Genomic DNA, 12,197 nt, shown 5'->3' with positions numbered 1-12,197 from the left:
CTAGAAAGGGAACAGCGGGCTGAGGAAGAAACGGTCGAACCAGCCAGGCTGACTCGCATCGGCAAACGCACCGGTGCCCGAATAGGTGATACGTGCATCGGCGACGCGGGTCGACGACACGGTATTGTCAGTGGCGATGTCATCGGCGCGAACCAGGCCGGCAATCCGCACCAGCTCATCACCCGAGTTGAGGGTCATCCACTTCTCGCCACGCACGGCAATGATGCCGTTGGGCAATACATCGGCGACGGTCACGGTGATCGAACCGGTCAGGCTGTTGCTCTGCCCGGACTTGCTGGCCCCGTTGGTGGCACGGTCGCCGCTGTAACCGGCGTTGAGGCTCAGGTCACCACTGCCCACCGGGTTATTGGTGGTCAGGCCGCCACCGAACAGCGACGTCAGACCGATGCTGGTCTTGCTGGTCTTGTCGATCTGCGAGTTGGCACCCTTGCTGGCCTGAGTCTTCTCGTTCAGGGTGATGGTAATGATGTCACCGACCCGGAACGCCTTGCGGTCGCCGTACAGGTTTTGTTCGAAACCGGCCTGGTAGATCGAGCCATTGTTGGCGGCAGCCGGCAGCGGCGTTCGCGGCAACACCGGGGCGTAATAAGGGTCATTGGGCTTGGGCGTCGGTGCGACGCAGCCCGCGAGCGAGACCACCCCACTCAGTGCCAGAACAGATACAAAGCGATTCATGACCCTACCTCACGGTGTTGCAGGCGGCTTCATGCCGCCTCATAGACTTGATTACAGATTCTGCGTTACGAACGAGAGCATCTGGTCGGCGGTGGAGATCACCTTGGAGTTCATCTCGTAAGCGCGCTGAGTGGTGATCATGTTGACCATCTCTTCAACGGTGCTGACGTTGGACCCTTCCAGGGTGTTCTGCAGCGTGGTGCCAAAACCGTTCAGGCCCGGGGTGCCGACTTGCGGCGCGCCGCTGGCGGCAGTTTCCAGGAACAGGTTGTTACCCACGGCTTGCAGACCGGCCGGGTTGATGAAGTCGGCGGTTTGCAGGTTGCCGATCACTTGAGAGGCAGCGTTGCCGGGAACGGTGATGGACACCGTGCCGTCCGTACCGACCGTGAAGCTCTGGGCGTTGTTCGGGATGACGATCGCAGGTTCCAGAGCGAAACCGCTGGCGTTCACGATCTGGCCGTTGGAGTCGAGGTGGAAGGTGCCGTCACGGGTGTAAGACGTGGTGCCGTCCGGCTGCAGAATCTGGAAGAAACCGCGGCCGTCGACGGCCAGGTCCAACGGCTGCTCGGTGGTTTGCAGGCTGCCGGCGGTGAAGTTTTTCTGGGTGCCGACGATGCGCACACCCGTACCCAATTGCAGACCGGACGGCAGCGCGCTGTCCTGGGTCGACTGGGCGCCAGGCTGGCGTTTGATCTGGTACAGCAAGTCCTGGAACTCGGCGCGGTCACGTTTGAAACCCGTGGTCGATACGTTCGCCAGGTTGTTGGAGATGGTGGTCAGGTTGGTGTCCTGAGCGGACAGACCTGTTTTGGCAACCCATAGAGCCGGAAGCATTTCGATTCTCCTCGTGCGCCTGTTTTACGGCGCGACGTTCTGATAATTAGCTGATCTGCAAGACCTGAGCCATGGCCTGGTCATCGTCTTTGGCGGTGTTCATCATCTTGATGTGCAGCTCGAATTGCTTCGACAACGCCAGCACCGAGGTCATTTCTTCCACGGCATTGACGTTGCTCGACTGAAGGAACCCAGACACCAGTTTGACGCCCGCATCGGCTTGCGCCGGCTTGCCGTCCATGGTGTGGATCGAACCATCCAGGCCTTTGGTCATGTTCTTCAGGTCAGGGTTGACCAGTTTGATACGGTCGATTTGAGCAATCACCCGCGGGCCTTCACCCATCGAACGAATGCTGATGGTGCCGTCCTCACCTACTTCGATTTTCTGCTCGGGCGGCACGGCAATCGGCCCGCCATTGCCCATCACCGGCATACCATTGCCGGCGCGCAACACGCCCAAGGCGTCAACGTTCAGGCTGCCGGTGCGCACGTAACTTTCGCTGCCGTCGGGGCTTTGCACGGCAATCCAGCCGTCGCCGGTCACCGCCACATCGAGATCACGGCCGGTTTCCACCATCGATCCTGGCGAGAAGTCGGTGGCCGGACGCTCGGTCATGGCATAGGCACGCGCCGGAAAGCTGTCACCAAACACCGGCATCGAACGGGCCTGCTCCAGGTCCTTCTGAAAACCGTTGGTGGAGATGTTCGCCAGGTTGTTCGCATGAGCCTTCTGCGCCAGTGCATTCTGGCTGGCGCCGGTCATTGCCACATAAAGGTACTTGTCCACACTCTTTCCTCTGCATGCCGGACGTTTGCCGCCCACCGCTGTACTGCTGAGCCTCAAGCAATTTGCAGACCAACTTTTTTCTGGCGGCCCGAGGCCCGGCAAACAAAGGACTTGAAGGATTTAGAGGGGATGAGGGAATTGTGTCGAAGTCGAAAAACCGGCGGTGTTATGCCGGTAAGTGGCAATCCCGATCTCTGAGGCAGATGCAAAACCTCGTGGCGAGGGGATTTATCCCCGTTGGGCTGCGAAGCCGCCCCAATACCGATGAAAGCGGCCCACCGGATACAACGCATTGGATGGCCTTGGGGGCTGCTTCGCAGCCCATCGGGGATAAATCCCCTCGCCACAGGAGTTTTACTTAGCTTTCGGGGTCTTTGCCGACATCGTATTCGCGCAGTTTGTTGGCGATGGTGGTGTGCGAAACCCCCAACCGCTTACCCAACTGCCGACTGCTCGGGTGCTCGGAATACAAGCGCTCCAGCACCGCTTTCTCGAAGCGCCCGACAATCGCATCCAGCCCGCCCTCCAGCGAGAAATCGCCAAGGGGCTGACGCACGCCGTAATCCGGCAGGCGAATGTGTTCAGCCTTGACTGTCCCGCCCTCGCACAGGGAAACCGCCTGGAACAACACGTTTTCCAACTGCCGGACATTGCCCGGCCAATGGTAATGACTGAGCCGCTCCATCGCTGCTGGCGCCAGTTTCGGCAGCGGGCAACCGATCTGCCGACTGGCCTGATCGAGGAAATGCTCCACCAGCGGCGTCAGCCCGTCGAGGCATTCGCGCAGCGGCGGGATGTGCAATGACAGCACATTCAAGCGGTGATACAGATCCTGGCGAAACTCGCCGCGGGCACACAACTCGGACAGGTCCACCTGCGTCGCGCAGATCACCCGCACATCCAGATAGACCTCTTCATCACTGCCTACACGCCGGAAGCAGCCGTCCTGCAGAAAGCGCAGCAACTTCACCTGCAAGCGCGGGCTCATTTCGCCGACACCATCGAGAAACAGCGTACCGCCGGCCGTCAACTCCAGCAGCCCGAGCTTGCCTTCGGCCCGCGCGCCTGCGAACGCGCCAGGGCCGTAGCCAAACAATTCGGTCTCGGCCATGGATTCCGGCAGGCCGGCGCAGTTGAGCGCCATCAGTGGCGACTGCCCTCGCGGACTGGCCAAGTGACAAGCCCGCGCCAGCAGCTCTTTGCCAGTGCCGGTTTCACCTTCTATCAATAACGGCGCATCCAGCGGCGCCATGCGTCGAGCCTCACGCACCACCGCTGCCATGACTTTCGAGCTCTGGAAGATACTGTCGAAGCCGCGCAATTCCTGTTTGCGCACGTTATAGATCCGCTCACCGACCCGGTCCGCACGGTGCAACGTCAACACGGCACCGGCCATGGCCTCGCTGTCGTCATGCTCCGATTGCAGCGGCGCGATATCGGCAAGAAACACGTCACCCTTCACCTTCACCCGCAAGCCGTTGATCCGCGACTTATTGGCGCGCACCAACTCCGGCAAATCGAAATCCTCGGCATACCGCGACAACGGAATCCCCGGCACCTCGTCCACCCGCACCCCGAGCAACTGCGCCGCCGCACGGTTGGCCGCGACGATGGAGCCACCCATGTCGATCGACAGCACCGGAAACTCCAGGGCGCCGAGCAAGGCATTGAGCTCCATGTGCCGACGCTCGCTGGGCATCAGCCCTACACGCTTGACGCCAAATACCCCACCAATCGCCTCGAATTTCGGACGCAGCGCCTGGAACTGAATGTTGATCAGGTTCGGGCAGTGCAGGTAAATCGCGTTGCCATGCTCACCGCCTACCTCGCCGCGAGCGACGTTGATCCCGTATTCCACCAGCAGGTTGAGAATGTCGCGCAGGATGCCGATGCGGTTTTGGCAGTGGACTTTGATACGCATATAAAAGGCCCAAAAAGCGGTGAGTGGGGTAGATGCCTGGCGCGCAACCTATGGGAGCGGGCTTGCTCGCGAAAGCGTCGGTTCATCCAACATCAATGTGTCAGACAGACCGCCTTCGCGAACAAGTCCGCTCCCACATGGGTATTGCAGTGCCTTCGGACGGATTTTTCTGCGGAGGCGCAAAGTTAGTCGTCAAGATTATGTGACAGCTGGAAGGCTTTTCAAACCGGGAAATCTCAATACCTGCGCCATATCGCCGATTCCGTAACGAAAACTTTACGAAAACCGCAGATTTTTCCTACGCACGACCCGAACCACCTGCTGCATCAACCCACACCTTGGGGTATTTCTAGGTCCATAGCTGGACATAACAAGAACGAATTCCCCTAGCAGGAGAGCAGCATGAAGCAGACGCAATACGTGGCTCGCGAGCCCGATGCGCAAGGTTTTATCGACTACCCCGCCGAAGAACACGCGGTGTGGAACACGCTGATCACTCGCCAACTGAAAGTGATCGAAGGTCGTGCGTGCCAGGAATACCTGGACGGTATCGAAAAACTCGGTCTGCCCCACGACCGCATTCCGCAACTCGGCGAGATCAACAAGGTCCTCGGTGAAACCACTGGTTGGCAAGTGGCCCGTGTCCCGGCACTGATCCCCTTCCAGACCTTTTTTGAATTGCTCGCCAACAAGCAGTTTCCAGTGGCAACGTTTATTCGTACCCGCGAAGAACTGGATTACCTGCAAGAGCCGGACATTTTCCACGAGATCTTTGGCCACTGTCCGCTGCTGACCAACCCCTGGTTTGCCGAATTTACCCATACCTACGGCAAACTTGGGCTACAGGCCACCAAGGAAGAACGCGTCTACCTCGCACGCCTGTACTGGATGACCATCGAGTTCGGCATGGTCGACACCCCGCAGGGCCGGCGCATCTACGGCGGCGGCATTCTGTCCTCGCCTAAAGAAACCGTTTATTGCATGTCGGACGAGCCGGAACACCAGGCCTTCGATCCGCTGGAATGCATGCGCACGCCGTATCGCATCGACATCCTGCAACCGCTGTACTTTGTGCTGCCCAACCTCAAGCGCCTGTTCGACGTCGCTCATGAAGACATCATGGGCATGGTCAAGCAAGGCATGCAGTTGGGCTTGCACGCACCGAAATTTGCGCCAAAGCCAAAAGCGGCCTGAGTGCACCGGCAGTCGCGGTACGCGCTGAAAAATAGTAACGTCTAACAAGAATCGAATCGGGAAACAGACCATGTCCACATTGAACCAAGCCCACTGCGAAGCCTGCCAAGCCGGTGCCCCTCAGGTCAGCGACGAAGAACTGCCGGTACTGATCAAGCAGATTCCTGACTGGAACATCGAAGTGCGCGACAGCGTGATGCAGTTGGAAAAGGTTTTCCTGTTCAAGAATTTCAAGCACGCCCTGGCGTTCACCAACGCTGTCGGTGAAATCTCCGAGGCCGAAGGTCACCACCCGGGCCTGCTGACCGAGTGGGGCAAAGTCACCGTGACCTGGTGGAGCCACTCCATCAAAGGCCTGCACCGCAACGATTTCATCATGGCCGCGCGCACTGACGACGTAGCCAAAGACGCCGAGGGCCGCAAATAATGCATTTCGACGCCATCGGCCGAGTCCCCGGCGATCCGATTCTCGGCCTGATGGAGGCCTATGCGCAGGACCCTAACCCGCGCAAGTTCGATCTGGGCGTGGGTGTCTACAAAGACGCCCAGGGCCTGACGCCGATTCCTCAGTCGGTGAAACTCGCCGAGGCGCGCCTGGTAGATCGCCAGACCACCAAGACCTACATCGGTGGTCACGGCGAACCGGCGTTCGGCAAGGTCATGAACGAATTGGTGCTCGGCGCCGATTCCGTGCTGATCACCGAGCAACGGGCCGGCGTCACCCAAACTCCGGGCGGCACTGGCGCACTGCGTTTGAGCGCCGATTTTATTGCCCAAATGTTGCCGGGCCGTGGCGTCTGGCTGAGCAACCCGACCTGGCCGATTCACGAAACGATTTTCGCCGCGGCCGGGGTCAAGGTCAGTCACTACCCGTATGTGGGCAGCGACAACCGTCTCGATGTCGAAGCGATGCTGGCGGTGCTGAATGAAGCCCCCAAGGGCGACGTCGTATTGCTGCACGCCTGCTGCCACAACCCGACCGGTTTCGATTTGTCCCATGACGATTGGCGCCGGGTGCTGGATGTGGTTCGCCGCCGTGAGCTGTTGCCGCTGATCGACTTCGCCTATCAAGGTTTTGGCGATGGCCTGGAACAGGACGCCTGGTCGACCCGGTTGTTCGCCGATGCGCTGCCGGAAGTGTTGATCACCAGCTCCTGCTCGAAGAACTTCGGCCTGTACCGCGACCGCACTGGCGCGCTGATTGTCTGCGCGAAAACTGCCGAGAAGCTGGTGGATATCCGCAGTCAACTGGCGAACATCGCCCGCAACCTGTGGTCGACGCCGCCAGATCACGGCGCCGCCGTGGTCGCGACCATCCTTGGCGACCCGGAGCTGAAAAGCCTTTGGGCCGACGAAGTAGAAGCCATGCGCTTGCGCATCGCCCAGCTGCGCAGCGGTCTGGTGGAAGCCCTTGAGCCGCACGGCTTGCGCGAGCGATTTGCGCACGTTGGCGTGCAACGCGGGATGTTCTCCTACACCGGTTTGACGCCGGAACAGGTTAAACAGCTGCGTGATCACCACAGCGTGTACATGGTCAGCTCGGGCCGGGCGAACGTGGCGGGGATTGATGCGACGCGTCTGGACCTGTTGGCCGAGGCCATCGCCAGCGTCAGCAAGTAACACCGCAATACCAATGTAGGAGCTGCCGCAGGCTGCGATCTTTTGATCTTGTCGTTAAAAACAAAAGCAAAAGATCGCAGCCTGCGGCAGCTCCTACATTTTTTCTGCTGTTTTAGCCCTCCCCTGCGGCCATTGGTCGCAGAAATCCCAGATAAAAGTCTTTTTGTCATTTCTCCTGCTGTATCCTGCCCAAGCTTTGAAAAAGCGCGGATCTACCAGATCTATCACCAGACTTTGCGAGGAGCGCGAAACATGCACGAGATTCCTAATCTCCCCTTCCCAAGCCTGCACGAAACTGAGCAGACAACCCCGCAACAAGCCAGTGCCCAACAGCCTGTGCCGAAAGAAGCCACTGACAGTCGCAAGGCTGACAGCGAAGACTGAAACACCTGCAATGCCAGACCGTGTGGAAAGCGCTAACATGCGCTTTCCACACCGCCTGAAACCCGAGCCTCCCTCCATGACCGACGACTTCAGCGACACCCAGGCCAGCGTCCTGATCGGCACTGCCGAGAAAATGATCGAGATCTGGAATCGCCTCTCCCCCGAAAAACAAGCCGCCCTGCTCGCCCGTTTCGGCAGCGAAGAAAACGCGCTGGCCGCCCTGGTCACCACGCAATTGGTCGCCCCGACCAAATCCTGACTCATCCCGCCGAACAATTAGTTTTACTTTTTCACGACCGCCAGCCCGTTGCGCCGTTATCATAAGCAGCCTATCTATCCTGCTGCCCCGTGGACCTTTACCCATGTCAGAAAACCAGCGCCCCTTGGCGGTCACGCTGCAAGTTGTGTCCATCGTCCTGTTCACCTTCATCGGCTACCTGAATATCGGCATTCCCCTGGCCGTACTACCGGGCTACGTCCACAGCGACCTGGGCTTCGGCGCGGTGATCGCCGGGTTGGTGATCAGCGTGCAATACCTGGCCACCCTGCTCAGCCGCCCGTACGCCGGGCGAATCATCGACAACAAGGGCAGCAAACTGGCGGTGATGTACGGCCTCGCCGGCTGCGGTTTGAGTGGTGTGTTCATGCTGATTTCGGCCTGGACCCAAAGCCTGCCGATGCTCAGCCTGATCAGCTTGTTGATCGGCCGACTGGTACTCGGTAGCGCGGAAAGTCTGGTGGGCTCGGGCTCGATCGGCTGGGGCATCGGCCGGGTCGGCGCGGCGAACACCGCCAAAGTCATCTCTTGGAACGGCATCGCCAGTTACGGCGCGCTGGCAATCGGCGCGCCGCTGGGCGTGTTGCTAGTCAATGAATTGGGCTTGTGGAGCATGGGCGTCAGTATCGTGCTGCTGGCCGTGCTGGGCCTGGCGCTGGCCTGGCCGAAAACCGCCGCACCAATTGTCGTCGGTGAACGGCTGCCATTCATGCACGTGCTGGGTCGGGTGCTGCCGCACGGTTGCGGCCTGGCATTGGGCTCCATCGGTTTTGGCACCATTGCCACCTTCATCACCCTGTATTACGCCACGCAGCATTGGTCGAACGCGGTGCTCTGTTTGAGCCTGTTCGGTGCCAGTTTCATTGGCGCTCGGCTGCTATTCGGCAACCTGATCAACCGCCTCGGCGGGTTTCGCGTGGCGATTGCCTGCCTGTCGGTAGAAACCTTGGGGTTGCTGCTGTTGTGGCTGGCTCCGGATGCCCATTGGGCACTGGCTGGTGCGGCGCTGAGCGGCTTCGGCTTCTCGCTGGTGTTCCCGGCGCTGGGCGTGGAAGCGGTCAACCTGGTGCCGGCCTCAAGCCGTGGCGCGGCGGTCGGGGCTTATTCGCTGTTCATCGATTTGTCGCTGGGGATTACCGGGCCATTGGCCGGTGCGATTGCGGCGGGGTTTGGTTTTGCTTCGATCTTCCTGTTTGCCGCCCTCGCTGCCCTGAGCGGTTTGGCTTTGAGCGTTTACTTGTACCGCCAGGCGCCAAAGTATCGCGAAGAACGCAACGCCCGCTAAAAGTCGATCTTGCCGCGCCCAGCCTTGATGCTGCCGCGCTTGGTCTTGGATTCGAGCCGACGCTTCTTCGAACCGAGGGTCGGCTTGGTCGGGCGGCGCTTCTTTTCCACTTTGGTGGCGCTAAGAATCAGCTCGGTCAGCCGTTCCAGCGCATCAGCACGGTTGGCTTCCTGCGTGCGGTATTGCTGGGCCTTGATGATCAGCACGCCTTCGCTGGTGATGCGACTGTCACGCAGCGCCAGCAACCGTTCCTTGTAGAACTCGGGCAAGGACGAGGCCGGAATGTCGAAGCGCAGGTGCATCGCGCTGGAGACCTTGTTGACGTTCTGCCCACCCGCGCCTTGCGCACGAATGGCGGTCAATTCGATCTCGGCATCCGGCAGATGCACGTTGTTGGAAATCACCAGCATGGAAAAAAGCGTCCGTATTCAGAGTCGCCAGAATACCGCGAAACCGCTCCCGAACCTGCCGAAGATCCACTGTGCAAGCGAGCCTGCTCGCCATTTGAATCGGACCCTCACCGTGTTTGGGTTACCATTCAGGCTTTTGCACTCACTACATCAATGCAGGAAGCATAAGCATGACCAACAAAGCAGTTATCGTTTTCAGCGGCGGACAGGACTCGACCACCTGTTTGATCCACGCCCTGACTCATTACGATGAAATTCACTGCATCACGTTCGACTATGGTCAGCGTCATCACGCGGAAATTGAAGTTGCGCAGCAACTCTCCAAAAAGCTCGGCGTGACCGTACATAAAACGCTGGACGTGTCACTGCTCAATGAACTGGCCATCAGCAGCCTGACACGCGATAACATACCGGTCCCGACCGTGAACAGCTCCGGCGAAACGCTGCCAAGCACCTTTGTACCGGGGAGGAACATTCTGTTTCTGACCCTCGCCTCTATCTATGCTTATCAAATTCAAGCCAAAACAGTCATTACCGGTGTTTGTGAAACGGATTTCTCGGGCTACCCTGATTGCCGGGACGAGTTCGTCAAAGCACTGAATAAAGCCCTTGAACTGGGCATGGATTATAAGCTGCAACTGGATACGCCATTGATGTGGCTGAACAAGGCTGAGACTTGGGCGTTGGCTGATTACCACCATCAATTGGATCTGGTTCGCGAAGAAACACTGACTTGTTATAACGGCATCAAAGGTGTCGGCTGCTCCGATTGCGATGCCTGCAATCTTCGCGCAAAAGGTTTGAATGAGTTCCTGAACAATAAAGAGCAGGTTAGTCACAGCCTGAAAGCAAAACTAAACCTGAAATAAACCACAGCAAGAAGCGCTCACTCGGCATGACAACAACAACCTGCCGAGTGAGCGCTATCGCTTCTTTATTGCGTCTGAGCACCCGTCAGATATTTCTTGAACAAAGACCTTGCGCCGTAAGCAGGCAAGATATTGAAGAATGCGAAGCCTACCTTGATTGCGATCTGAACGTAGATCATGCCCAGAATCGCGCTATTCTCCATCGTTCCGTAAAAAGCGATGTAGCAGAAAAGAAAACTGTCGATGATCACCGCAAACAACGTACTTAAAAACACCCGCAAAAACAGGAATCTTGAATTTGTCAGCTCTTTGATTTTGCACAACAAATAAGAATTTATATTCTCCGAAACCAGAAACGATACAGAAGACGCTACCAGGACGGCGGACAACTGACTGATCACATCATTGTAGGCGCCATCGAGCTTCCAACCCGGCAGCCCTGGAAGATGCGTCGTAATGGCCAACAGAATGATAATGGCGGCGTTGCTGATGAATGCGAACAGTATCGCCTTTCGAGCAAGCCTTAGGCCAAACGTCTCATTGAGCAAATCCACGATCAGAAACGTCAGCGGATAAAGGAAGGTACCCGGCGTTACGACGATATCAAAATATTCCAGATAAATAGGCTTCGTCGCGGCAATACTGGTGAAGATATAGAGCGTGAACAACATCAGGTTCAGGATGATGTAGATCATCCAGGAACCCTCATGGCGGTCATTGATTTCGTAGGCGGTAAGTGCCCCGCCCTGGGAGTAGAATTTCTTGTAGAGGTTTTTCACTTCTATTTTATTCAGATTATCCATAATCTCACTATTCAACACTTCACTGAGCTTTATTTTAATTATCTTGCCTGTCGCAATCACCATGATAACGGCCAGGCTTTTTCCGTTTTCGAATCCCAGCAACTTGTACTTGCTGTTTTCCATTTCAACACTGCAATCCATTAAATCGTTCCTCGATTATATCCCCGATCACACACACCCGATCTGTATCAACGCCGCCCTCATGATTGATCGAAAACCTCCCTGTGATTTTGTCATACACCAGCTTTTCCCTGTCACTGTTCGAAGTTCCTTTCTGCACGATCAATAGATCGCCCACCTCGTGCAAACCACTTATTTCATTTTCCAGCAGCACGCCAATCAGATTAAAAGAAGTACCGAAGTAATAGGTCAATGGATAGAGGGTCGCCAACTCACCAATTCTTTTATCGAGACTCTGGATGACCAGACTTTCCTTGATCACCGGCACGGCGGCCGGGTTCATATTGCCCTGCGGAGAGATGCTGCTTTCGATGATTTCCTTTTCTTCAAAATCAATCGTTTCTATTTCCTCGTAGGACACCCCGAAGAAATCAGAAATCTTGCGAACCGTGGAATGCTGTACGTTGACCACCTTGCCTTCGAGAATGTTATAGATGGTCGTTCGGGTCAAACCACTGGAACTGCACAATGACAACTGAGTTTCGCCACGACTCTTTATCAAGTACTTGATATTGTTTTTGAGATTCTCCGATCTTTCTTTTCTGTGCATACGAGGCCTGCCATCCTTTTTTAACTGCAATCAATGTCACGCCCTGAATGATCATTCCGGGCGTACACAAGTGAGGTGGGTAATTGCAGTCATATCCTTATCAGTATCGCGCGAGATCATAGCATCCTCCCTCCTTGGGTTCGGTACAAAAGTCCGGCTGTAAACAATCTGCGGTCGACATTGGCGGGATCACTTCATCGCCTGTACTGAATCGTTAGTTCTGATTGCCTTTCGCGCCAGTGCTCGCCACGCCTTTCAACCTGTCGTTTTACACCCTGAAGTCTTACAAAAAGAATCATTTTTTTGAATAATGTTCACTTTTTTGATTAATTTTGTGGTGTTCCTCCCTGAAAAACCTATGATGCGTCGGGCAACCGCCTTCTC

At 56.9% G+C, this 12,197-nt stretch carries 14 protein-coding genes; 7 read left to right on the top strand and 7 right to left on the bottom strand.

The window, feature by feature from the left end; translation table 11 throughout:
* The 4 genes from flgH to JFT87_RS12595 all read right to left on the bottom strand — a co-directional run bounded on the left by flgH (position 1) and on the right by JFT87_RS12595 (position 4,241).
* Complete coding sequence (gene flgH, locus JFT87_RS12610; protein ID WP_201201710.1) at positions 1-696, bottom strand: flagellar basal body L-ring protein FlgH; 696 nt, start codon at positions 694-696, stop codon at positions 1-3.
* A gap of 51 nt (positions 697-747) precedes the next feature.
* Complete coding sequence (flgG, locus tag JFT87_RS12605; protein ID WP_201201708.1) at positions 748-1,533, bottom strand: flagellar basal-body rod protein FlgG; 786 nt, start codon at positions 1,531-1,533, stop codon at positions 748-750.
* A 46-nt stretch (positions 1,534-1,579) separates the two neighbouring features.
* Positions 1,580-2,320 carry a flagellar basal body rod protein FlgF gene (locus JFT87_RS12600; protein ID WP_201201706.1) on the bottom strand — a complete coding sequence of 247 codons (741 nt, stop codon included), beginning with the start codon at positions 2,318-2,320 and terminating at the stop codon, positions 1,580-1,582.
* A 358-nt stretch (positions 2,321-2,678) separates the two neighbouring features.
* Entirely contained in the window at positions 2,679-4,241 is a 1,563-nt protein-coding gene (locus JFT87_RS12595) for a sigma-54-dependent transcriptional regulator (protein ID WP_201201705.1), read from the bottom strand.
* A 402-nt stretch (positions 4,242-4,643) separates the two neighbouring features.
* Here JFT87_RS12595 and phhA point away from each other — a divergent pair, with 402 nt between their 5' ends.
* The 6 genes from phhA (at position 4,644) to JFT87_RS12570 (ending at position 9,001) form a co-directional block, all read left to right on the top strand.
* On the top strand, positions 4,644-5,435 hold the full coding sequence (gene phhA / locus JFT87_RS12590) for a phenylalanine 4-monooxygenase (protein ID WP_201201703.1): 792 nt from the start codon (positions 4,644-4,646) through the stop codon (positions 5,433-5,435).
* 70 nt (positions 5,436-5,505) lie between these two features.
* Complete coding sequence (locus tag JFT87_RS12585) at positions 5,506-5,862, top strand: 4a-hydroxytetrahydrobiopterin dehydratase (protein WP_123509107.1); 357 nt, start codon at positions 5,506-5,508, stop codon at positions 5,860-5,862.
* Positions 5,862-7,055, top strand: a complete 1,194-nt coding sequence (locus JFT87_RS12580; protein ID WP_207202559.1) for an amino acid aminotransferase — start codon at positions 5,862-5,864, stop codon at positions 7,053-7,055. The genes JFT87_RS12585 and JFT87_RS12580 overlap by 1 nt, the downstream gene beginning before the upstream one ends.
* Before the next feature lie 252 nt (positions 7,056-7,307).
* Positions 7,308-7,439 (top strand): hypothetical protein, encoded by a 132-nt coding sequence (locus JFT87_RS28605; RefSeq protein ID WP_274610064.1) that lies wholly within the window; start codon positions 7,308-7,310, stop codon positions 7,437-7,439.
* A 76-nt stretch (positions 7,440-7,515) separates the two neighbouring features.
* Entirely contained in the window at positions 7,516-7,698 is a 183-nt protein-coding gene (locus JFT87_RS12575) for a hypothetical protein (RefSeq protein WP_201205171.1), read from the top strand.
* 103 nt (positions 7,699-7,801) lie between these two features.
* The gene (locus tag JFT87_RS12570; RefSeq protein ID WP_201201701.1) at positions 7,802-9,001 is read left to right on the top strand and encodes an MFS transporter; all 1,200 of its coding nucleotides are present in this window, start codon (positions 7,802-7,804) and stop codon (positions 8,999-9,001) included.
* On the opposite strand, the gene arfB is transcribed toward JFT87_RS12570, so the two are convergent.
* Positions 8,998-9,411 (bottom strand): alternative ribosome rescue aminoacyl-tRNA hydrolase ArfB, encoded by a 414-nt coding sequence (gene arfB / locus JFT87_RS12565; protein ID WP_201201699.1) that lies wholly within the window; start codon positions 9,409-9,411, stop codon positions 8,998-9,000. The genes JFT87_RS12570 and arfB overlap by 4 nt on opposite strands.
* A gap of 170 nt (positions 9,412-9,581) precedes the next feature.
* Between arfB and queC the strand changes: the two genes are divergently transcribed.
* Positions 9,582-10,280 (top strand): 7-cyano-7-deazaguanine synthase QueC, encoded by a 699-nt coding sequence (queC, locus tag JFT87_RS12560; RefSeq protein ID WP_201201697.1) that lies wholly within the window; start codon positions 9,582-9,584, stop codon positions 10,278-10,280.
* A 65-nt stretch (positions 10,281-10,345) separates the two neighbouring features.
* Here the strand turns inward: queC and JFT87_RS12555 are convergent, their stop codons facing one another.
* On the bottom strand, positions 10,346-11,224 hold the full coding sequence (locus JFT87_RS12555; RefSeq protein WP_201201690.1) for a queuosine precursor transporter: 879 nt from the start codon (positions 11,222-11,224) through the stop codon (positions 10,346-10,348).
* Positions 11,208-11,813 (bottom strand): helix-turn-helix transcriptional regulator, encoded by a 606-nt coding sequence (locus JFT87_RS12550; RefSeq protein WP_201201688.1) that lies wholly within the window; start codon positions 11,811-11,813, stop codon positions 11,208-11,210. Before JFT87_RS12550 ends, JFT87_RS12555 begins: the two co-directional genes overlap by 17 nt.
* Positions 11,814-12,197 lie beyond the last annotated feature (384 nt).

The sequence above is a fragment of the Pseudomonas sp. TH15 genome (genome assembly GCF_016651105.1).
Classification (GTDB): Bacteria; Pseudomonadota; Gammaproteobacteria; order Pseudomonadales; family Pseudomonadaceae; genus Aquipseudomonas.
This window is presented reverse-complemented; position numbering and strand designations above follow the sequence as displayed.